The 21838-nt window shown below is 70.0% G+C and carries 20 protein-coding genes; 15 read left to right on the top strand and 5 right to left on the bottom strand.

The window, feature by feature from the left end:
* Window positions 1-7: 7 nt before the first annotated feature.
* On the bottom strand, window positions 8-1288 hold the full coding sequence (gene rocD / locus P7V53_RS29440; protein ID WP_280153035.1) for an ornithine--oxo-acid transaminase: 1281 nt from the start codon (window positions 1286-1288) through the stop codon (window positions 8-10).
* 132 nt (window positions 1289-1420) lie between these two features.
* On the opposite strand from rocD, the gene P7V53_RS29445 reads away from it, so the two are divergent.
* From P7V53_RS29445 to P7V53_RS29465, 5 genes are all read left to right on the top strand, one after another.
* Window positions 1421-1897, top strand: coding sequence for an Lrp/AsnC family transcriptional regulator (locus tag P7V53_RS29445; RefSeq protein WP_280153036.1), 477 nt, complete (start codon window positions 1421-1423; stop codon window positions 1895-1897).
* A gap of 193 nt (window positions 1898-2090) precedes the next feature.
* Complete coding sequence (locus tag P7V53_RS29450; RefSeq protein WP_280153037.1) at window positions 2091-2921, top strand: IclR family transcriptional regulator C-terminal domain-containing protein; 831 nt, start codon at window positions 2091-2093, stop codon at window positions 2919-2921.
* A 2-nt stretch (window positions 2922-2923) separates the two neighbouring features.
* Window positions 2924-4093, top strand: coding sequence for a 4-hydroxybenzoate 3-monooxygenase (gene pobA, locus P7V53_RS29455; RefSeq protein WP_280153038.1), 1170 nt, complete (start codon window positions 2924-2926; stop codon window positions 4091-4093).
* Between the two features lie 20 nt (window positions 4094-4113).
* Window positions 4114-4638, top strand: coding sequence for a DUF5063 domain-containing protein (locus P7V53_RS29460; protein WP_280153039.1), 525 nt, complete (start codon window positions 4114-4116; stop codon window positions 4636-4638).
* Entirely contained in the window at window positions 4623-5081 is a 459-nt protein-coding gene (locus tag P7V53_RS29465; protein WP_280153040.1) for a metallophosphoesterase family protein, read from the top strand. The genes P7V53_RS29460 and P7V53_RS29465 overlap by 16 nt, the downstream gene beginning before the upstream one ends.
* Before the next feature lie 15 nt (window positions 5082-5096).
* Here P7V53_RS29465 and P7V53_RS29470 read toward each other — a convergent pair whose 3' ends face one another.
* The 3 genes from P7V53_RS29470 to P7V53_RS29480 all read right to left on the bottom strand — a co-directional run bounded on the left by P7V53_RS29470 (window position 5097) and on the right by P7V53_RS29480 (window position 8054).
* Window positions 5097-6527, bottom strand: coding sequence for an AMP-binding protein (locus P7V53_RS29470; protein WP_280153041.1), 1431 nt, complete (start codon window positions 6525-6527; stop codon window positions 5097-5099).
* Window positions 6528-6536: 9 nt separating this feature from the next.
* Window positions 6537-7028 carry a universal stress protein gene (locus P7V53_RS29475; protein WP_280153042.1) on the bottom strand — a complete coding sequence of 164 codons (492 nt, stop codon included), beginning with the start codon at window positions 7026-7028 and terminating at the stop codon, window positions 6537-6539.
* Between the two features lie 123 nt (window positions 7029-7151).
* On the bottom strand, window positions 7152-8054 hold the full coding sequence (locus tag P7V53_RS29480; protein WP_280153043.1) for a helix-turn-helix transcriptional regulator: 903 nt from the start codon (window positions 8052-8054) through the stop codon (window positions 7152-7154).
* Window positions 8055-8174: 120 nt separating this feature from the next.
* Between P7V53_RS29480 and P7V53_RS29485 the strand changes: the two genes are divergently transcribed.
* The 7 genes from P7V53_RS29485 to P7V53_RS29515 all read left to right on the top strand — a co-directional run bounded on the left by P7V53_RS29485 (window position 8175) and on the right by P7V53_RS29515 (window position 14881).
* Window positions 8175-9704 carry a benzoate-CoA ligase family protein gene (locus P7V53_RS29485; protein ID WP_280153044.1) on the top strand — a complete coding sequence of 510 codons (1530 nt, stop codon included), beginning with the start codon at window positions 8175-8177 and terminating at the stop codon, window positions 9702-9704.
* Between the two features lie 88 nt (window positions 9705-9792).
* Window positions 9793-10953, top strand: a complete 1161-nt coding sequence (locus tag P7V53_RS29490) for an ABC transporter substrate-binding protein (RefSeq protein WP_280153045.1) — start codon at window positions 9793-9795, stop codon at window positions 10951-10953.
* Window positions 10954-11074: 121 nt separating this feature from the next.
* Window positions 11075-11947 carry a branched-chain amino acid ABC transporter permease gene (locus tag P7V53_RS29495; RefSeq protein ID WP_280153046.1) on the top strand — a complete coding sequence of 291 codons (873 nt, stop codon included), beginning with the start codon at window positions 11075-11077 and terminating at the stop codon, window positions 11945-11947.
* A gap of 37 nt (window positions 11948-11984) precedes the next feature.
* The gene (locus tag P7V53_RS29500; protein WP_280153047.1) at window positions 11985-13043 is read left to right on the top strand and encodes a branched-chain amino acid ABC transporter permease; all 1059 of its coding nucleotides are present in this window, start codon (window positions 11985-11987) and stop codon (window positions 13041-13043) included.
* Window positions 13036-13824 carry an ABC transporter ATP-binding protein gene (locus P7V53_RS29505; protein WP_280153048.1) on the top strand — a complete coding sequence of 263 codons (789 nt, stop codon included), beginning with the start codon at window positions 13036-13038 and terminating at the stop codon, window positions 13822-13824. Before P7V53_RS29500 ends, P7V53_RS29505 begins: the two co-directional genes overlap by 8 nt.
* Window positions 13824-14525 carry an ABC transporter ATP-binding protein gene (locus P7V53_RS29510; protein WP_280153049.1) on the top strand — a complete coding sequence of 234 codons (702 nt, stop codon included), beginning with the start codon at window positions 13824-13826 and terminating at the stop codon, window positions 14523-14525. The genes P7V53_RS29505 and P7V53_RS29510 overlap by 1 nt, the downstream gene beginning before the upstream one ends.
* Window positions 14526-14578: 53 nt before the next feature.
* Window positions 14579-14881, top strand: a complete 303-nt coding sequence (locus P7V53_RS29515) for an antibiotic biosynthesis monooxygenase (RefSeq protein ID WP_280153050.1) — start codon at window positions 14579-14581, stop codon at window positions 14879-14881.
* On the opposite strand, the gene P7V53_RS29520 is transcribed toward P7V53_RS29515, so the two are convergent.
* Complete coding sequence (locus P7V53_RS29520) at window positions 14882-17413, bottom strand: hybrid sensor histidine kinase/response regulator (RefSeq protein ID WP_280153051.1); 2532 nt, start codon at window positions 17411-17413, stop codon at window positions 14882-14884. It abuts the gene before it with no gap.
* A gap of 199 nt (window positions 17414-17612) precedes the next feature.
* On the opposite strand from P7V53_RS29520, the gene P7V53_RS29525 reads away from it, so the two are divergent.
* The 3 genes from P7V53_RS29525 to P7V53_RS29535 are packed head-to-tail and all read left to right on the top strand — an operon-like array spanning window position 17613 to window position 21810.
* On the top strand, window positions 17613-19937 hold the full coding sequence (locus tag P7V53_RS29525; protein ID WP_280153052.1) for an NADP-dependent malic enzyme: 2325 nt from the start codon (window positions 17613-17615) through the stop codon (window positions 19935-19937).
* A 2-nt stretch (window positions 19938-19939) separates the two neighbouring features.
* A complete protein-coding gene (locus tag P7V53_RS29530) occupies window positions 19940-21475 on the top strand; it encodes a peptidase S10 (protein ID WP_280153053.1) in 1536 nt (511 codons plus the stop codon).
* Window positions 21472-21810 (top strand): EF-hand domain-containing protein, encoded by a 339-nt coding sequence (locus P7V53_RS29535; RefSeq protein ID WP_280153054.1) that lies wholly within the window; start codon window positions 21472-21474, stop codon window positions 21808-21810. Before P7V53_RS29530 ends, P7V53_RS29535 begins: the two co-directional genes overlap by 4 nt.
* Window positions 21811-21838: the final 28 nt, after the last annotated feature.

Here is a 21838-nt window from a genome sequence, read left to right on the forward strand (position 1 = left end):
CGGGCCCTCAGGCCGCGACGCTCTCGGCGCGGCACACGCGCGGCCTGCTGTCCAGGGCCTTCAGCACACGGCCCAGCGCCGCCACGGCGTCGTCGATCTGTGCCCGCTCGATGACCAGCGGCGGTGCCAGGCGCACCACCGTGCCGTGCGTGTCCTTGGTCAGCACGCCTTCGGCCATCAGCGCCTCGCAGACGGCGCGCGCGCTGGCGAACGACGGATCGATCTCGACCCCGATCAGAAGCCCCTGTCCTCGCACCTCCTTGATGGCGGGGTGCGCCAGGCGGCGCAGCTGCGCCATCAGGTGGTCGCCGTGCTCCTGCGCGCGACGCGCCAGCTGTTCGCGCTCGAGCAACTCCAGCGCGGCCAGGCCGACGGCCGCGGCGAGCGGATTGCCGCCGAAGGTGCTGCCATGGTCACCGGGCGTGAACTGGGACATCACGTCCTCGCGGGCGAGAAAGGCGCTGACCGGCAGCAGGCCGCCGCCGAGCGCCTTGCCCAGCGTGAGCCCGTCGGGGCGCACGCCTTCGTGGTCGCAGGCCAGCATGCGCCCCGTGCGGCCGAGGCCGGTCTGCACCTCGTCGCAGATCATCAGGACGTTGTGCCGCGTGCAGATGTCGCGCACGGCCTTCAGGTACCCGGCAGGCGGCACGACGATGCCTGCCTCGCCCTGGATGGGCTCCACGATGAAGGCGGCGGTATGCGGCGTGATCGCCGCCTCGAGCGCCTTGGCGTCACCGAAGGGCACGCTTGCGAAGCCTGGTGCGAACGGCCCGAAGCCGTCGCGGTACTGCGCTTCGGTGGAGAAGCCGACGATGGTGGTGGTGCGGCCGGCGAAGTTGCCTTCCGCGACGAGGATCTGGGCCTGGCCGTCCGGCACGCGCTTGACCTTGTAAGCCCATTTGCGGGCGGCCTTGATCGCGGTCTCGACCGCTTCGGCGCCGCTGTTCATCGGCAGCGCTCGCGCCATGCCGGTCACGCGGCACAGCGCGGCGAGGAAGGGACCGAGGCGGTCGGTGTGGAAGGCCCGGCTGGTGACCGACAGGCGGCCGGCCTGCTCGGTCAGCGCCTGCACCAGCGCGGGATGGCTGTGGCCGAAACTGACCGCCGAGTAGGCGGACATCATGTCCAGGTAGCGGCGGCCTTGCTCGTCGAACAGGTAGACGCCAGCGCCGCGGTTGAGCACGACCGGCAGCGGTTGGTAGTTGTGGGCGCCGTGGCGGTTCTCGAGCTCGATGGCGTGGGTCGCGGCTCGGGCTTGGAGCGCGGCGGCTCGGGCAGCGGTGGTCATGAGACTTCCTTGAATGTGTGTATGGACTGACTGTCCGGGCAGTCTAGTGCCGACCGGACGAAATTTGCTTTCCAAAAGTTGCGTGAGATGACACATAGGTGCATGATTCGTTCTTCTGACCCCGACCGCGCCATGACACCATCGTCCATCGACACCCTGGACCGCAAGATTCTTGATGTGCTGCAAGCGGACGGCCGCGCCTCCAATGTCGAGCTGTCCGCCAAGGTTCACCTGTCCGCGCCGCAATGCTTTCGCCGGGTGCGCGCGCTGGAAGAGCGCGGGGTGATCCGAAGCTACCGCGCCGACGTGCAGCCGGCCGCGCTCGGGCTGGGCGTGATGGCCTACGTGAGCCTCAACATCGACGGAGGCCAATTCGGACGCGTGCGCGAGATCGAGGCGAGCATCCGCGACTTCCCCCAGATCCTCGAGTGCCACACGGTGTCCGGCGACTACGACTACCTTCTCAAGGTGGTGGCGCGGGACCTGAAGAGCCTGAGCCAGTTCCTCACCGACCGCCTCATGCAGGTGCCGGGCGTCGACGACGTGCGCTCCATGATCTGCATGGAAGAGGTGAAGGCCCCGGCGGCCCTCCCGGTGGACTTGGCATGAACGGGCGCACAGTGCCCGAGCGGGCGAATAGGCGCTCGGATTGCGCGTTATTCGCACCGTAGTTTGTCTAGCGAACGCCGCGGATGGCCATTTCGGTCTAGATTGCCTGACTACCGCCGGGCGGTCCGAGGGGGCCTGCCCATGGCAATTCGCCGGGTGCACACGCCCGGTCATCGAGTCGGGAGTCCGCCCCATGAACAGCTTCGATCGCGAGGGCGCCGAGCAGGCGTCCGAACCCGCGCAGTCCGCCGTGCGGGAGTCCCCGCCCGGCCCGCAGAAACGCGACCTGATCGCCGGCCTGGAAAAGGGCTTGTCGGTCATCGCCGCGTTCGACCAGGACCGGCCGCGCCTGACCATGAGCGAAGTCGCTGCGCTGTGCGGACTGACCCGGGCAGCAGCGCGCCGCTACCTGATCACCCTGGAATACCTGGGCTTCGTCACCAGCGAACGCAAGATGTACGCGCTGACGCCCAAGGTGCTGCGCCTCGGCCAGAGCTACATGCACTCCGCGCGCCTGCCGCGCATCGTGCAGCCCGAGCTGCACAAGCTCGCGTATTCGATGAAGGAGGCCTCGGCGGCGGGCGTGCTCGACGATGCCGACGTGATCTGCATCGCCGCCACCAGCGCCGGTCGCGTCGTGTCGTCGACCTTGCAGCCGGGCACACGCGTGCCGGCGTATTGCACGGCCAACGGCAGAGTGCTGCTGTCGTCGATGCAGCAGGCCGAGGTCGACGCCTGGATCGCCAGGCAGACGCTGGCGCCGCTCACGCCCAACACCATCACCAACGGCGAGCGGCTGCGCATCGAGATCGCCCGGGCACGCGCCCAAGGCTACGCGGCCGTGGACCAGGAGCTGGAGCTCGGCCTGCGCACGATCAGCGTGCCGCTCAAGAGCTACCGGGGAGACGTGCTGGCGGCGATGAACATCAGCGTGCATGCGGCCCGTGTCTCGATGGACCAGCTCGTCAACGACTGCCTGCCGGCGCTGCTGCAGGCACAAGCCAATCTGAGGACAGTGCTGTAGAGATGCGAACTCAAGTTGCCATCGTCGGCGCGGGCCCGGCAGGCCTGCTGCTCGGCGCGCTGCTGCACCGCGCCGGCGTCGACGCCGTGATCGTCGAACAGCGCAGTCCCGACTACGTGCTCGGCCGCATCCGTGCCGGAGTGCTCGAGCAGACCACCGTCGACCTGCTCGACCAGGCGGGCGTCGCACAGCGGCTGCACGCGGAAGGCCTGCTGCACGGCGGCATCGAGCTGAGCTTCGCGGGGTCGCTGCATCGCATCGACTTCAAGGCACTGACCGGCAAGCAGGTCACCGTGTACGGACAGACGGAAGTCACGCGCGACCTGATGCAGGCGCGCGCCGACCACGGACTGAAGACCGTCTATGAGGCCGAGCATGTCAGCGTGCATGACTTCGACGGCGCGAAGCCGCAGGTGCGCTTCCAGCTCGGCGGCCGCAACGAGGTCATCGAGTGCGACTTCATCGCCGGCTGCGACGGCTTCCACGGGGTGTGCCGCGCCAGCGTGGCCTCGGCGATCGAGGTGTTCGAGCGCGTGTACCCGTTCGGCTGGCTGGGCCTGCTCTCGGAGACGCCGCCGGTGTCGCACGAGCTCGTCTACTCCAACCATCCGCGCGGCTTCTCGCTGTGCAGCATGCGGTCGCCGACGCGCAGCCGCTACTACCTGCAGGTGCCCAGCGACGACAAGGCAGAGCGCTGGTCGGACGATGCGTTCTGGGACGAGCTGCGGCGGCGCGTCCACCCGTCGGTGGCCGAGTCGCTGGTGACCGGTCCGTCGCTGGAGAAGAGCATCGCGCCGCTGCGCAGCTTCGTCGCCGAGCCGATGCGCTTCGGCCGGTTGTTCCTCGCCGGCGACGCCGCCCACATCGTGCCGCCCACCGGCGCCAAGGGGCTCAACCTCGCGGCCAGCGATGTCGGCTATCTGGCGCGCGCGCTCGCCGAGCACTACGCCGGCAGCGACGAGGGCATCGACGGCTACTCCGAGCGCTGCCTGCGCCGCATCTGGCGCGCCGAGCGCTTCTCGTGGTGGTTCACCTCGCTGATGCACGACTTCCCCGAGACCGGGGCCTTCGGCCACAAGATGCAGATGGCCGAGCTGGGGTACCTGGTCACGTCGCAGGCCGCGTCGACCGCGCTGGCCGAGAACTACGTGGGATTGCCGCTCGAAGCCTGAGGCTTGTCCTACCATGGGGCATGCCTCGCAGCGAACATCGCAAAGCCATCGCCGCGCGCTTCAGCCGCGAAGCGCAGCGCTTTGTCGAATGGGCCGACGGCAGCGCGATCGGTGACCGCCTGACCGCGCCGCTGGCGCTGCGGCGCGTCGTGCTGCTCTACACCGCGGCCCTCGAGCTGCCGCAGCCGTGGAGCGAAGGCGTGTCCGCGCGCGCCGAGGAGGTGCCGGTGTTCCTCGAGGCGCGGCTCAACCAGGTGCGGCTGCGCGCGGCGGCGATACCGCTGCAGCACTACAGCGAGATCTTCAGCCCGCTGGTGCCGCCCGACCAGCCGGTGGTGGGCGACCTGGCGGACGACCTGGTCGCCATCTATCGCGACGTCGCGCTGGGGCAGCACCTGCACGCCGGCGGACGTGTCGACGACGCGCTGTGGCAGTGGGGCTTCGGCTTCCAGATGCGTTGGGGCCAGCACGCCTCCTCCGCCATCCGGGCACTCCACTGTTACCTGGCGCAGGAAGATCCGAGCGGGCTGTGCGCATCGGACTGATCTCCGACACCCACGGTCTGCTGCGCGAGGAAGCGGTCGCCGCGCTGCAGGGCAGCGAGCGGATCGTGCATGCCGGCGACATCGTCGATCCGCAGATTCTGGAAGCGCTCGCGCGCATCGCGCCGGTGACCGCCGTGCGCGGCAACAACGACCAGGGCGCGTGGGCGCTGGCGCTGCCGGAAACGGCCGTGCTGCAGGCCGGCGCGATCAGCATCCTCGTCATCCACGACCTCAAGACCCTGCGCGCCGGCGCCGCGGCGGGACACCAGGTCGTCGTGTCGGGTCATTCGCACCAGCCGAAGGTGGAACGGCGCGCCGGCGTGCTTCATGTGAATCCGGGCAGCGCGGGACCGAGGAGGTTCAGGCTGCCGATCTCGCTGGGACGTCTGGACATCGACGGCGCCGAGGTCAGCGCAGCGCTGATTCACCTGCAGGTCGGCTGAAGCGCGGAAAGCACGCTACGAAGACACCAGGGCATCGTCCGCTTCGGCGTGCCGCCGCGATGCCGGCGCTGCGATGATGCGCTGCACCTTGCCGCTGCGTCCGCGTGTGAGCGCGCGGTCGCACTCCAGGACGACCTCGAGGGGCGCCAGCCCGTGGCGCCGGGCGAACGAGCGCAGCGCCTCGGCTCCGCGCGCCAACGCCGCCTCGCCTTCGACGCCTGCGAGAGGCAGCCGCAGCACCAGCGTGCTCGCATCGCGCTGCTCCAGCTGGAAATGGAAGAGCTGCGCATCGTCCTCGAGCACCGTGGTCAGCGCGAGCGGCAGCAGGGTGGCCAGCCGACCATCGCCACCGAGCAGTCGCAGCGGCTCGTCATGGCGGCCATGAACCTCGATCACCGGGAAGGGCGAGCCGCAGCCGCAAGGTTCGTCGTGCACCCGGATCCGGTCGCCGATGTCGAAGCGGATGATCGGCTGCACCTCGTTGCCCAGGTTGGTGATCAGCGTCGAATGCGACATCTCGCCGGCGGGCACCGGCCGCTGCTGCGCATCCACGGGCTCGATGAGCACCCAGTCCGTGTTGGCATGCATCCGGCCATGGCTGCACTCCCAGCCGATCGGCAGGAACTCCGACGTGCCGTAGCTGTTGCTGACCGTGCAGCCGAAGGTCTGTGCCACACGGCGGCGCACCGTCGGGCTCAGCGTCTCGCCGCCGGTCCACACCTCCTTCGGCTTGATGACCAGCGTGCCGCGGCCGAACTCTTCGGCCAGCAGCGCGGCCGCCGTCGGATAGGTCACGATCACGGTCGGCTCGAAGCGGTTGAGGTCGGCGACGAGATCGGCGGTGGGCGACAGGATGGAGAAGCTGCGCATCGCGTTGGCCATCCATCGATTGATGCGCCGCAGCCGCTGCGCCGACACCTCGCTGGCGAAATGCCCCGTGGTGGCGCCGATGAAGGCGATGCGCTCGGCGATGCACAGCGGATCGAGCATGCGCTGCCACGGCCGCGGCAGCGGACGCCGCAGCGCTTCCAGGGCGTCGTAGATGGCCAGCGTCTGCACGTCCTGCACGAAGATGCCCGGCTCGCCGCTGGTGCCCGAGCTCTCCCACACCAGATAGCGATCGAGGTAGGGCTCGCCGATGCGCCGGCGATCGGAGATGAAGGCCTGGAGCTCATTCAGCTTGAGACGCGGATCGGTCACCCAGTCGTCGAATCGCTGCATCAGTTCCGGCTTGGACACCACCGGCAGCTCCTGCAGGCGCACCGTGGACGGATCGCGTCCGCGCAGCAGCGGCCGGTAGTACGCCGAGCTCGCCCCGACCGATTGCAGCAGGCGTGCCAGGCGCGTGGCCTGCAGCGCTGCGAGGCGCTGCGGCGTCTGCTGCGCGGCCGTCAGCACCTTGAGGCCGAGCGATCCGAACAGCACGGGATCGAAGACCGTGGACACGGCAGTCTCTCAAGGCGGGTTGTCGGGCTGCTCCTGCACGCCGCCTTCGAGCGTGTCGGCCGCGCCCTCGGCTCGCTCGCCAGGTCGCACGATCATCACCGGCACGGGCGCGTGGCGCAGCAGCTCCTGCGCCACCGCACCGAATGCAGCGCTGCCCTCACCCATGCCGTGGGCGCCCATGATGACCACGTCGCAGCCGTAGTTGTCGATGAGGTCGATCAGCGTGTGCGCCGGATCGCCGGTGGCGACCTCCATCTCGTGGTCGATGTCGGCTTCGTTCAGCAGCGCATCGGCGGCGGCCAACGCATGCGTGCCTGCCTCCGCGGCCATGCGGCGCAACGCCTGCGGATCGTGGACGACGACCATCTCGTACAGCGAGCTCGGCTCCTGCACGTTGGCGAGCACGAATTCCGCCTGCAGGCCGTCGCGCACGAGGCGGATCGCGTGGCGCACCGCCTCCAGGGACAGCGCCGAGCCATCGACAGGCAGCAGGATCTTCATCGCTCAACACCTCGCGCGGGAGTGGGAGGGGCGAGCTTGAGCGCGGTGGCGACCCCACGTCAAGTGCGGGCTCGCCTCGGACCGAGGTGCATCCGGATGTGAGAAAGCCGGGTCAGGCCGACCCTAGGTCAGGCTGGCGCGCAGCTGCTCGCTCAGGCCGGCGAACGCCGCCTCCATCGTCTTGTCGCTCGTGTCGCAGACCGCGTCGGCCTTCGCGTAGAACGCCGCCCGGCTGTCGAGGATTCGCCGCAGATCGGCCATGGCCTCGACGTTGCCGTTCATCGGTCGGGTGTCGCCCTGAGCGAGCACGCGGCTCATGTGCTCTTCGGGCGTGGCACGCACCCACACGGTGTAGCAGTGCGCCAGCAGCAGGTTGAAGGTGGCCGGCTCGGAGACGATGCCGCCGGGCGTCGCGATCACTGCGCGCGGAAAGCGCTGGATGGTGTCTTCCAGGGCGCGCCGCTCGTAGCGGCGATAGGCCTGCGGTCCGTACAGCGAATGGATCTCCGACAGGCTGCAGCCGGCCACGCCCTCGATCTGCCGGTTCAGCTCGACGAAAGGCACCACCCAGCTTTCGGCCAGCATGCGGCCCAGCGTGCTCTTGCCGGCACCGCGCAGGCCGATGAGCGCCACGCGCTGGCGCCGTGCCGACGCGCTGGCCGGTGCGCCGAACATCTCGGCCAGCGAGCCGCGCGCCTGCGCCAGCTCCGACTCGCTGCGGCCGCGCAGCAACTCGCGGATCATCAGCCACTCCGGCGAGCTGCTGTCGTCGCCGATCAGCTCGGCGAGCGTGCAATTGAGCGCCTGGGCCACCTGCCGCAGGAACTGGATCGACGCATTGCCCACGCCCATCTCGACGTTGGCCAGGTGCCGCTCGGACACGTCGGCGGCTCTCGCCAGCCCCTTGCGCGTGAGACCGCGACGCGCCCGCAGCGCGCGGGTGCGTTCGCCGAGGGCCTGCAGGAAGGGATCTTTCTCGACGCCGAGGACCGGCTCGGGCGAGCTGACGGAGAGCTTGGCGGCCACGGGTTTGTCCGGTTCTTGAGCGCCAGGAGGCCTGGACTACACTGGGGTGGCAGTGCAACATATTGCATTGCCACGCCGATTGCAAGCGCGTCGCCTGCATTATCCGGGAGGACCCCCGCGATGGACACGATCGCTGCCGCGCCGCCGTCACGGTTCAACGTCGCACGCCACCTGCTCTCGGCCCACGGCGCCCGGCCCGGCAAGATCGCCTACATCGACGACAGCCGCCGCATCAGCTATGGCGAGCTCGACGCGCTGGTGCGGCGTTGCGCCGCCGGCCTGCTGCGCCTCGGGTTGCGGCCGGAGGAGCGGGTCCTGGTCCTGCTGCATGACAGCGTTCATTTCCCGATCGCCTTCCTCGGCGCGCTGTATGCAGGCGTCGTGCCGGTGCCCGTGAACACGCTGCTGACGGCCGCCGACTACGCCTACATGCTTCAGCACTGCCATGCGCAGGCAGTGCTCGCGTCGCCCGCGCTGCTCGACACCGCGCGGCAGGCCCTGTCGCTGGCGCGGCTCGACGTGCCGCTGATCGTGTCCGGCACGCCCGAGTTCGACGCGCTGCTCGAAGCACCGCCCCTGGCCGACGCCGCCGACACCGGCGCCGACGACTTCGCCTTCTGGCTGTACTCGTCGGGCTCCACCGGCCGCCCCAAGGGCACGGTGCACACGCACGCCAATCTCTACTGGACCGCAGAGCTTTACGGCAAGGCAGTGCTCGACCTGCGCGACGACGACGTCGTGTTCTCCGCCGCGAAGTTGTTCTTCGCCTACGGCCTGGGCAACGCGCTGAGCTTTCCGTTGAGCGTCGGCGCGACGACCGTGCTGATGGCCGAGCGGCCCACCCCGGCGGCGGTGTTCCGGCGCTGGACCGAGCACGGCGTGACGGTGTTCTGCGGCGCACCCACCGGCTATGCGGGCATGCTGGCGTCGCCCGACCTGCCGGCGCGCTCGCAGGTGCGGCTGCGGCTGTGCTCGTCGGCCGGCGAAGCGCTGCCGCGCGACATCGGCGAGCGCTTCAGCGCGCATTTCGGCTGCGAGATCGTCGACGGCCTCGGTTCGACCGAGATGCTGCACATCTTCCTGTCGAACCGGCCGGGCGACGTGCACTACGGCAGCTCGGGACGCGTGGTGCCGGGCTATCGCCTGCGCCTGTGCGACGAGGCCGGCCGCGACGCGGCGCCCGGCGAGATCGGCGACCTTTTCGTCAGCGGCCCGAGCGCGGCGGTGATGTACTGGGGCAATCGCGAGCAGTCGCAGCGTACCTTCCAGGGCGAATGGACGCGCACAGGCGACAAGTACACGCGCGACGCCGACGGCCTGTACACCTACGCCGGGCGCAGCGACGACATGCTGAAGGTGAGCGGCATGTACGTCTCGCCGTTCGAGGTGGAGGCCACGCTGATGCAGCACGGCTCGGTCCTCGAGGCGGCGGTGATCGGCAAGCCGGACGAGCACGGGCTGACACGAACCAAGGCCTTCGTCGTGCTGCGCCCGGGACAACAGGCGAGCGAGGCCGAGCTCAAGGCCTTCGTGAAGGACCGGCTCGCGCCCTACAAGTACCCACGCGAGATCGAGTTCATCGCCGAGCTGCCGAAGACCGCCACCGGAAAGATCCAGCGCTTCCGGCTGCGCGAGCGGGAGCGCGCCTGACGTTGGCCGATGAAACCACCGATTCGCGGCGTCCGCCCCGCTCGCTACCATGCGGCGGCACCCTGAATCGAAGCCACTGGAGAACTCGATGAAGACCCTTTCGACGCTCACGGCCGCGGCGCTGCTCGGCCTTGCGGTCAACGTGCACGCACAGTCCGCCGCACCGATCAAGGTGGGCCTGATGCTGCCCTACACCGGCACCTACGCGGCGCTCGGCAACATGATCGAGAACGGCTTCAAGCTGTATGTGCAGGAGCAGGGCGGCAAGCTCGCCGGCCGCGAGATCCAGTACTTCAAGGTCGACGATGAATCCGAGCCGTCCAAGGCCACCGACAACGTCAACAAGCTGATCAAGCGCGACCAGGTCGACGTGCTCGTCGGCACCGTGCACTCCGGCGTGGCGCTGGCGATGGCCAAGGCAGCCAAGGAAAGCAACACGCTGCTCATCATTCCCAACGCCGGCGCCGGCGCGATCACCGGGCCGATGTGCGGGCCCAACATCGTGCGCAGCTCGTTCTCCAACTGGCAGCCGGGCTACGCCATGGGCGTCGTCGCCGGCCAGCGCGGCCACAAGCGCGCAATGACGATCACCTGGAACTACGCCGCTGGCGCCGAGACGGTCAAGGGCTTCACCGAAGGCTTCGAGAAGGGCGGCGGCAAGGTGATCAAGGACCTCACGCTGCCCTTCCCCAATGTCGAGTTCCAGGCCCTGCTCACCGAGATCGCGGCACAGAAGCCTGACGCGGTGTATGCGTTCTTCGCCGGCGGCGGTGCGGTCAAGTTCGTCAAGGACTACGCCGCGGCCGGCCTCAACAAGTCGATCCCGCTCTACGGCCCCGGCTTCCTGACCGACGGCACGCTGGAGGCGCAGGGTCCGGCGGCGCAGGGCCTGCTGACCACGCTGCACTACGCCGACAACCTCGACACGCCGCGCAACAACGCCTTCCGCAAGAGTTTCGCGTTGACCTACAAGACCAACGCCGACGTCTACGCCGTGCAGGGCTACGACGCGGCGCAGCTGCTCGGCGCCGGTCTCGCGGCCGCCAAGGGCGACCTGGGCAAGCGCGACGTGGTCACGGCCGCGATGCGCAAGGCGGTGGTCGACAGCCCGCGCGGCAAGTTCACCATCTCGGCGGCAGGCAACCCGGTGCAGGACATGTACCTGCGAGAAGCCAAGGGCGTGAACAACGAGTTCAAGAGCATCGCCGTGAAATCGCTGTCGGATCCGGCGCAGGGCTGCAGGATGTGAGCCCCCCAGTCGCTGCGCTCCGGCCCCCCAGGGGCTCCGCCTGGCGGACCGGCGGAGCCGGATCCGCGGGCGTGGCTTGAGGGGTGCTCGCTTTGCTTCGCTTGCTTTTCTGGCCACTGCCTTGGATCTCGCCACTTTTCTTGTCCAGTGCCTGAATGCGGTTCAGTACGGGCTGCTGCTGTTCCTGGTGGCCAGCGGGCTGACGCTGATCTTCGGGATCATGGGGGTCATCAATCTCGCGCACGGCAGCTTCTACATGCTGGGCGCGTACCTCGCGTTCGTGCTGGCGCCGTTCTTCGCCGACAGCTTCCTGCTGATGCTGCTGGTCGGGGTGGCGCTGTCGGCGGTGTTCGGCTTCGTGCTCGAGTGGGTCTTCTTCAGCTTTCTCTACCAGCGTGAGCACCTGCAGCAGGTGCTCATGACCTATGCGCTGATCCTCGTGTTCGAGGAGGCCCGCTCCATGCTCGTCGGCAACGACGTGCACGGCGTGCCCATTCCGGCATGGCTGGCCGGCAGCTTCGAGCTGGGCGCGCTGATGTCGTACCCCTGGTACCGGCTCTTCGCGTCGGCGGCGTGCATCGTGCTCGCCGCCCTGCTGTACCTGGTCGTCCACAAGACGCGCCTGGGCATGATGATCCGCGCCGGGGCCAGCAACCGCGACATGGTGCGCGGGCTGGGGATCGACATCACCCTGCTGTATCGCATCGTCTTCGCCGGCGGCGTCGCGCTGGCGGCCCTCGCCGGCATGATCGCCGCGCCGATGTCCTCGGTGTACCCCGGCATGGGATCGAGCGTGCTCATCATCTGCTTCGTCGTCGTCGTGATCGGCGGCATCGGCTCGATCACCGGCGCGCTCGTCGCCTCGCTGCTGGTCGGCTTCGTCGACACCTTCGGCAAGGTGTTCTTCGCCGAGGTCAGCGGCATCGGCGTGTATCTGCTGATGGCGATCATCCTCGTGTGGCGGCCGGAGGGGCTGATGAAGGGCCGGGCATGAGCACTCATGCCGCAGCCCGCAGCGCGGAGGCATTCCGATGAACCCGAGGTTCGCCTGGGTGCTTCCGGTCATCGTCGCGGTGATGCTCGCTGCGCTGCCGGCCGTGCTCACGCCGTACACCCACGACCTCGTCGTCAAGATCGCGATCTACGCGGTGTTCGCGCTGAGCCTCGAGCTGCTGGTCGGCATGACCGGCCTGGTGAGCCTGGGCCACGCGGCCTTTCTCGGCATCGGCGCCTACCTCACAGTGCTCGCCTCGGGCGCGTCCGGGAGCGCCTCGGTCCTGTGGCTGCTGCCGGCGGCGGTCGGCGCTTCGGCGCTCTACGCATTGTTCGTCGGCGCGCTGAGCCTGCGCACCAAGGGCGTGTACTTCATCATGGTCACGCTGGCGTTCGCGCAGATGGCGTACTTCGTGTTCCACGACACCAAGCTGGGCGGCGGCAGCGACGGCATCTTCCTGTACGCCAAGCCGGTGCTCGACGTGGGCGGGCGCGCCTGGCTCCGACTCGACGACAAGCAGCACGTCTACTACACGGTGCTCGCGGCACTGGTCATCACCTACGGCGTGCTGGCGCTGATCCGGCGCTCGCGCTTCGGACACGCGCTGGCGGGCATCCGCGTCAACGAGCAGCGCATGCGCGCCGCCGGCTTTCGAACCTATGGCTACAAGCTCGCGGCCTTCGTCATCGCCGGCGCGCTCGCGGGCCTGGCCGGCTTCCTGCTCGCGGTCAAGGACGGCGCGGTCAACCCCGAGCTGCTGAGCTGGCACGAATCGGGCGCCGTGCTGCTGATGCTGATCCTGGGCGGCATCGGCCACCTGCGCGGCGCGGTCATCGGTGCCGTCGTGTTCACGCTGCTGCGCGAGCTGTTCCAGACCGAGGCGCTCGTCGGCTCGCTGGCCGCGCACTGGCAGATGACGCTGGGCTTCACGATCATCGCCTTCGTCGCGCTGATGCCGCACGGACTCATCGGCTCGGGCATACGGCGCTCGCAGCGCCTGCGCCAGCCGCCGCGGCGGCCGCATGTGGAGCTGCCGGCCGACGCCGAGAGCACCATCCTGCAGACGCGGCCCAGCCCGGAGGTGCGCGATGCATGACACGCAGCCCGCCGAGGGCATGCCGCTGCTGCGCGCCTCGGGCCTCACGCGGCGATTCGGCGGGCTGACCGCGGTCGACAGCGTGGCGCTCGATCTCGACGTGGGCGAGGTGCATGCGGTGATCGGCACCAACGGCGCGGGCAAATCCACGCTCATCAACATGCTGTCGGGGGAACTGCCGGCGTCGGCCGGCCGCACGCACTTCGCGGGCCGCGACATCAGCAGCTGGTCGCAGCCGCAGCGCGCCCGCGCGGGCATCGGACGCAGCTACCAGCGCACCACGATCTTTGCCGAGTTCAGCGTGCTCGAGAACTGCCGGCTCGCCGCGCAGGCCATGCACCCGCGGCCCTGGGCCGTGTGGGAGGCCGCCGCGCGCTGCAACGCGAGCCTGCGCGCGGCGCACCAGGCGCTCGAGTCGGCCGGCCTGGACGATGACGCGGACCGGCTTGCCGGCACCCTGAGCCACGGCGGCAAGCGGCAGCTGGAGATCGCGATGTGCCTGGCCACGCGGCCGCGCGTGCTGCTGCTCGACGAGCCGCTGGCCGGAATGGGCGCAGAGGAGACCGAGCGCATGCTGGCGCTGCTGGACCAGCTCAAGCGCGAGCACGCCGTGCTGCTCGTCGAGCACGACATGGACGCGGTGTTCCGCGTCGCCGACCGCATCACGGTGATGGTCAACGGCGAGGTGATCGCAAGCGACGTGCCGCAGCGCATCCGCAGCAGCCCCGAGGTGCAGATCGCCTACCTCGGCGAGGACGCGGCCTCCGCCGCGCAAGCCTGATGCTGTCCATCGACGACCTCCACACCTACTACGGCGACAGCCACATCCTGCGCGGCGTCGCCCTGTCGCTGCCGGTCGGCGTGTCGCTGGGCCTGCTCGGCCGCAACGGCATGGGCAAGACGACGCTGATCCGCACGCTGATGGGCTATGTGCGTCCGGCCGCCGGTCGCGTGCAATGGCACGAGCGCGACATCACCGCGCAGCCGCCGGAGCGCATCGCCAGGCTGGGGGTCGGCTACGTGCCCGAGGGGCGAGGCATCTTTCCGAATCTGTCGGTGCTCGAGAACCTCGTGATGAGCGCCCGCGCCGGCCTCGACGGCCGCAAGGCGTGGACGCTGGAGCGCGTGCTGGCCACCTTTCCGCGCCTGGCCGAGCGGCTGCGCCACGGCGGCCAGCAGCTGTCCGGCGGCGAGCAGCAGATGCTCGCGATCGGCCGCGCGCTGATGACCAACCCGCGGCTGCTGATCCTCGACGAAGCGACCGAAGGGCTCGCGCCGCTGATCGTCGCCGAGATCTGGCGCGTCATCTCCGAGGTTCGCGCCACCGGCATCAGCACGCTGATCGTCGACCGCAACTACCGGGCCGTGCTCGCCCACACCGATCGCGCGGTGGTGCTGGAAAAGGGCAAGATCGTGCTGGACGGCGAGTCGTCGGACCTGGCGCGCGATGCGGCGGCGCTGACGGCGTTTCTCGGGGTGTAGCCGGAGCCTGTCGGGGTTACGCTGCGCTTCCACCTCAACCTGCGAAGGAACCCATGATCCTCGAGCTCGCGGACATCCGCATTCCGCCCGGCAAGCAAGCCGAATTCGACGCCGCCATCCGCCATGGCGTGGAGACCGTGATCGCCCAGGCCCGGGGCTTTCGCGGCTACAAGGTCAACAAGGGCGTCGAATCGCCCGAGCGATACATCCTGATGATCTATTGGGAGACGCTCGAGGACCACACCGTCGCCTTCCGCGGCGGGCCGCTGTTCGCGCAATGGCGCGCCATCGTCGGGCCGTATTTCGCGCAGCCGCCGGTGGTGGAGCACTTCACGCTGGTCGCGAAGTCCGCCTGACTACGACACGGCCGGCAGGGGTTCGAGCCAGCCCCACAGCGTCTGCCACAGCGCGGCCGCCTCGACCGGCTTGGCGATGTGGTCGTTCATGCCCGCCGCCGTGCACCGCGCGAGGTCCTCGGGTACGACGCTGGCCGTCATCGCGATGATCGGCAGCGCCGCGCGTCCGGGGAGCTGGCGGATGCGGCGTGCGGCGCCCGGGCCGTCGAGCACCGGCATGTGCATGTCCATCAGCACGGCGTCGTAGGCCTCGGCAGCCACTCGCGCCACCGCCACCTCGCCGTTCTCCGCCACGTCGACGATGACGCCGGCCTCGTTGAGCATCGCCACCGCCACTTCCTGGTTCACCGCGTTGTCCTCGACCAGCAGCACGCGCTTGCCGGCGAGGCCCGCCGGCGGCCTGGACAGTCCGTGCGGGCCGAGCGAGGCGCCGTCCGGCACGCCTTGCAGCCGCGCCGTGAAGCGGAAGCGGCTGCCGACGCCCGGCTGGCTGTCGACGCCGACGCTGCCGCCCATCAGCTCGGCCAGCCGCCGCGAGATCGCCAGGCCCAGCCCGGTGCCGCCGAAACGCCGCGTCGTCGAGGCTTCGGCCTGCTGGAAGTCCTGGAACAGCCTGCCCTGCTGCTCTGCGGTGAGGCCGACGCCGGTGTCGCTGACGCTGAACTCGATCAGCAGGCGGCCGTCGCGCGCCTCGAGCAGGCGCGCGCTGATGTCGATGCGCCCGCGTTCGGTGAACTTGATCGCGTTGCTGGCGTAGTTGAGCAGCACCTGCGACAGGCGCAGCGGGTCGCCGACCAGGTTTGCCGGCAGGCGCGCGTCGATGTCGAAGGTCAGCCTGAGGCCCTTGGCCGCGGCCGTGTCCTCGACCAGTGCCGCCACCCCGTCGATCAGGTCGGCGAGAGCGAACTGGCGCTGCTCGAGGGCCAGCTTGCCGGCGTCGATCTTCTCGCTGTCGAGCACGTCGTCGATGATGCCGCGCAGGTGGCGTCCGGCGCGCTCGATCTTCAGCAGCTGCTCGTGCGTCGTGGGCGGCAGCGGCGCCTGCAGCACGAGGCGCGTCATGCCGACGATGGCGTTGAGCGGCGTGCGGATCTCGTGGCTCATGTGGGCCAGGAACGCCGCCTTCGCTTCGCGCGCGGTCTCGGCGGCGGCCTTGGCGTCGGCCAGCTCCCGGGTGCGCTCCTCGACCTTCATCTCCAGCGTGTCGCGCGCATCGGCGAGCCGACGCGTCGCGGCCAGCAGGGCCAGCCGCATCGACTCCTGCGCCGCGGCGAGCCCGTTCACCTCGCGCCACGGCGAATGCACCTCGACCGGCTCATCGAGCTGCAGGCGACCGATTCGCGCGCTCTCCTGCGCGAGCCGCTGCAGCGGCTGCGAGAAACGCCGCGCCATGCGCATGGACAGGAACCAGCCCAGCAGCACGGCCGCGGCAGCCAGCGCGGCGATCATCCACGCGCGCATCGACAGCGCGGGGCGGAAGTCGGCCTCGGGCGCGAGCGTGCCGATCCAGAAGGTCTGGTCGCCGAACCGGATGCTGCGGAACACCGCGAGCCATGACTCGCCCTCGCTCGTCAGCGGCACCAGCGCGCCATCGAGGGCGCCACGCGCGCGCCACAGGGCGAAGGCGGCCGAGAGGGGTCCGACCCCGATGTCCGCGACCGGCTTGAGCACCGCGGCCTTGATGGCCGCGTCGGATGAGAAGCGGGGATCGCGCGGCAGGCCGAGCAGCTTGCCTTCGCCGGTGAGCACCGCGACGAAGCCGCTGCGGCCGGCCACGATGCCGCCGGTGATGCGCGACAGGTCGATCAGCCGGATGTCGCAGGTCATCGCATGGCGCGCACCGTCCGGCGCGGTGAACCGCACCGCCGCCGACAGGCCCGGCTCGAGCGAAGAGCGGAAGATGAACGGCTCGGTCCAATGGATGGTGTCGCCTCGCTTCAACGTCATGGCGCCCTGGAACCAGGGACGCTTGCGTGCGTCGTAGTCGAGCTCGATGGTCTCCTCGTGCTCGATCTGCCCCCGCTCGTCCCACGTGAGCACGCGTGCAAGCCGCCCCTGGCGCTGCGGGTCGGTGAGCCGGTTGATCCAGCGGCCATCGGGCTTTCGCAGCAGCAGCAGCTCGCGTCCCGACTCGTGCGCCAGCACGACGGACGACAGGTCCGGTCCGCGTTCCAGCACCGGCCGGTAGATGCTGTTGAAGCGCGCCACCTGCTCGGTGTCGAACAGGCCGCGCTCGCCCCAATCGTGGTTCAGTCGCGCCACGGCCTCGACGCGCTTGACCAGCGTGGCCAGCTTGAGTTCGACCTGGTGCGATGACACCACCATCTGCGAGGCGGCGAGCTCCTGCGCCAGCGGCCGGAAGACCAGGATCGACGCGCCGACGACAAAGGCCGACAGCGCGGCCAGCAGCAGCAGCACGTCGGACGCCATCAGGCTGCGCTGGATGGATCCTGCGGACCGCGCGGCCGGCGATCGCGCGCCCAGGCGCCACGGCAGGCGCCGCATGCCGAACATCGGACTGTCGTCGTCCATGCCCGCCCTCCCGTTCGGAACACCCGAGGTGCCCGTCGCCCAGTATGAACCCCGGCGCGCCGGCAGGCTGACTCGGATTTCCCCTGCACGTCTTCGCCCCGCCTGCCACCCGGAGCCGCCCAATTCCATGCGGGCATTGCGCATTGCTGCCCGGCGAAGAGCAGTCGCAAAATGGTTCGAAACCACCCAGGAGACAGACATGAGCGAATCCATGCCCAAGGGTCCGAAGGTGGCGCTGTCCGCCGCCGAGCAGGCTCTGCGCGACGCAGCGCTCGAATACCACCGCTCGCCGGTGCGCGGCAAGATCGCCGTCAAGCCCACCAAGGCGCTGTCCAACCAGCGCGACCTGTCGCTCGCCTATTCGCCCGGCGTGGCCTACGCCTGCCTGGCGATCGAGGAGGACCCCGCGCTGGCGGCCGACTTCACCTCGCGCGCCAACCTGGTCGGCGTGGTGACCAACGGCACGGCGGTGCTGGGGCTGGGCGACATCGGGCCGCTGGCCGGCAAGCCCGTCATGGAAGGCAAGGGCTGCCTGTTCCAGAAGTTCGCGGGCATCGACGTGTTCGACATCGAGCTGGCGGAGCGCGATCCCGACAAGCTGGTCGACATCATCGCCGCGCTCGAGCCGACGCTGGGAGGGGTCAATCTCGAGGACATCAAGGCGCCGGAGTGCTTCTACATCGAGCGCAAGCTGCGCGAGCGGATGAACATCCCCGTGTTCCACGACGACCAGCACGGCACCGCGATCATCTCGGCCGCCGCGCTGCTCAACGGCCTGGAGCTGGTGGGCAAGAAGATCGGCGACGTGAAGATCGCCGTCTCGGGCGCCGGCGCGGCCGCCATCGCCTGCCTCGACCTGATGGTCGAGCTGGGCGTCAGGCGCGAGAACGTCTTCGTCTGCGATTCGAAGGGCGTCATCCACGACCGCCGCGAGGACCGCCTCGACGAATCGAAGCGGCGCTACCTGCAGAAGACCTCGGCGCGCACGCTGGCCGACGTGATGCAGGGCGCCGACGTGCTGCTCGGCTGCTCGGCCGCCGGCTGCGTGTCGCCCGACATGGTGGCCAGCATGGCCGACAAGCCGATCATCCTGGCGCTCGCCAACCCCGAGCCGGAGATCCGCCCCGAGCTCGCGCAGAGCGTGCGCCCCGACTGCATCATCGCCACCGGCCGCTCCGACTATCCGAACCAGGTCAACAACGTCCTGTGCTTCCCGTACATCTTCCGCGGCGCACTCGATTGCGGCGCGACGCGCATCACCGAGGCGATGAAGGTGGCCTGCGTACGCGAGATCGCCGACCTGGCCAAGGCCGAGATCAGCGCGGAGGTGGCCGCCGCCTACGCCGGCCGCGAGCTGCGCTTCGGTCCCGACTACCTGATCCCGACGCCGTTCGATTCGCGCCTCATCCTGCGCATCGCGCCGGCCGTGGCCAAGGCCGCCGAAGCCTCGGGCGTGGCCACGCGGCCCATCGCCGACCTGGAGGCGTACCGCCAATCACTGACCCGCTTCGTCACGCACACCGGCATGTTCATGCGCCCGGTGTTCCAGGCCGCGCGCGAGGCGCCGCGGCGCGTGGTGTACGCCGAAGGCGAGGACGAGCGCGTGCTGCGTGCGGTGCAGGTGGCGCGAGACGAAGGCCTGGTGAGGCCGATCCTGGTCGGCCGCCCCGCGGTGATCGCCTCGCGCATCGAGCGCGCGGGCCTTCGCCTCATGTCCGGCCGCGACTTCGAGCTGTGCAACCCGGAGGACGATCCGCGCTTTCGCCAGTACTGGGAGGCCTACCACCGGCTGTGCGCGCGCGACGGTGTGACGCCGGAGATGGCCAAGGCGACGCTGCGCCGTTCGAACACGACCATCGGCGCGATGATGGTCCACCTGGGCGACGCCGACGGCATGCTGTGCGGCCTGGTCGGCCGCTTCGACGGCCACTTCGACCATGTGCGCGAGGTCATCGGCCTGCGCGAGGGCTGCGGCAGCTTCGCCGCGGTCAACGCGCTGATGCTCGACAAGCACACGCTTTTCATCGCCGACACCTTCGTCAACGACGACCCCAGCGCCGAGCAGCTGGCCGAGATCGCCGCGATGGCCGCCGAGGAGGTGCGCCGCTTCGGCGTGACGCCCAAGGTGGCCTTCCTTTCGCATTCGATGTACGGCAGCAGCAAGCGCGCGTCGGCGGTCAAGATGCGCGCGGCGCGCGACCTGTTCGCCCGGCGCATGCCGGATGTCGAGGCCGACGGCGAGATGCAGGGCGATGCGGCGTTGAGCGAGGAGGTGCGCCAGCAGTTCCTGCCCGGCGGCACGCTCGCCGGCTCGGCCAACGTCCTGATCCTGCCCAACATCGACGCCGCCAACATCCTGTTCAACGTGCTCAAGATGACGGGCGGGCAAGGCGTCACGGTCGGTCCCATCCTGCTCGGCGCTGCCGCGCCCGTGCACATCCTCACGCCGTCGGCCACGGTGCGGCGCGTCGTCAACATGACGGCGCTGACGGTGGCCGATGCCGGGGCGCGCGCCCGCGGCTGAGCATGCGCAGCGGGCTCGCCGCCCTGGTGATCGCGCTCGCCGTCGCCGCCTGCGGGGGCGGCGGGGGCGGGGGCGCGGCCGGCCCGACGCCGCCGGGCCCTGACGGCTCGCTGCACGACACCACCGTGTACTCGAGTGCCCCCGGCGGCTCGTTGCCCGCGACGGTCGTCGAAGCGGCTGCGGTGACGCGGCACACGCTGACGATCCGCGGGGCGGCCATCCCCTACACCGCGACTGCCGGCCACCTGACCGCCCGGCATCCGGTGAGCGGCGAGGCCGAAGCGTCCTTCTTCTACGTCGCCTACACCGCAGACGGCGGCGACGCCGCCACGCGGCCGGTGACCTTCTTCTACAACGGCGGCCCGGGCTCGGCCTCGGTGTGGCTGCACCTCGGCTCCTTCGGCCCCAAGCGACTGGCCACCGGCAATCCGGCGTCCGACCCGCCCACCCCGTTCCCGCTGGTCGACAACGCCGAGAGCCTGCTCGACGTATCGGACCTGGTGTTCGTCGACGCGGTCGGCAGCGGCTATTCGCAGGCCATCGCGCCGTACACCAACCAGAGCTTCTGGGGCGTGGACCGCGACGCGGCCGTGTTCCGCGATTTCGTGATGCGCTACCTGCAGGCCAACGGGCGTGAGGACTCGCCGAAGTTCCTGTTCGGCGAGTCGTACGGCACGGCACGCACCGCCGTCCTCGCCCATCTGCTGGAGACGGCCGGCGTCGCGCTGAACGGCATCGTGCTCCAGTCGGCGGTGATGAACTACGGCAGCAACTGCGGCGTCGTGTCGGCCACCATCTCGTGCGCCGGCTACCTGCCGAGCTACGGCGCGATCGGCGCGCACTACACGCTGGTCACGCCGCCGCCGGCCGACCTGCCCTCGTTCATGACGCAGATGCGCGGCCTCACGAGCGCGAGCTACGACCCGGCCGTCGCGCTGTGGATCGCCAGCGGCACGCTGCCCGGCGACGCGACGCTGTCGCAGCTGTCGGCGAGCACGGGCGTGCCGGCCAGCCGCTGGCAAAGCCGCTTCAACCTCGACCCCGGCACGTTCCAGACGACATTGCTGCCCCACGTGCTGATCGGCCGCTACGACGCCCGCGTGTCCGCAGCGGCGGACAGCGATCTGGCGCGCGGCGGCGACCCGTCGAGCGCCGTCATCGGCGGCCAGTTCCGCACCGCGATCGACAACCACCTGCGCAACACCCTGCGCTACGCGAGCGCATCGACCTACGTGCTGCTGAGCAACGCGATCGCGAGCTGGGACTTCAGCCATGACGGGGCGGGCCTGCCCGACACGGTGCCCGATCTCGCGGCCGCGATGGCGCAGAACCCCGCCCTCGAGGTCCTCGCCATCGGCGGCTACCACGACCTGGCGACGCCGTTCCACCAGACCGAGCGCGACCTCGGCCGGCTGGGCGGCCCGACCCGGCTGACCATCCGCAACTACGCCGGCGGCCACATGACCTACCTCGACGACCGCACGCGCGCCGCGCAGAAGGCGGACCTGCTCGGCTTCTACCGGCAGGCGATGCCATGAAGCGCCTCGCCCTCGGGCTGATGCTTCCGCTGGCCGCCGCGGCGAACGATGCTGCCCTGCAGACGCCGATGCGCGATCCGTGGGTGCCGCCGGCCGTGCGCCAGGCCGCGTCCGCGCCCGAAACGCGCGGGGCGGCGCTGCAGGCTCAGGTGGAGCGCAAGCTGCGGGCCGCATTCGAGGCGGCCGGCAAGAACACCCTCACCCGGGACGAGGCGCGGGCGGCGGGGCTGGGATGGGTCGCACGCGATTTCGAGCGCATCGACCGCGGGCAGACCGGGCGGGTGAGCTTCGAGGACGTGAAGCGCCACCTGAGGGAACGCGGTGCGCGCTTGTGACGCGACAGCGGGGGTGTGAATCCACCCC

Origin of the sequence: Piscinibacter sp. XHJ-5 (genome assembly GCF_029855045.1) — a bacterium.
Lineage (GTDB): Bacteria > Pseudomonadota > Gammaproteobacteria > Burkholderiales > Burkholderiaceae_C > Albitalea.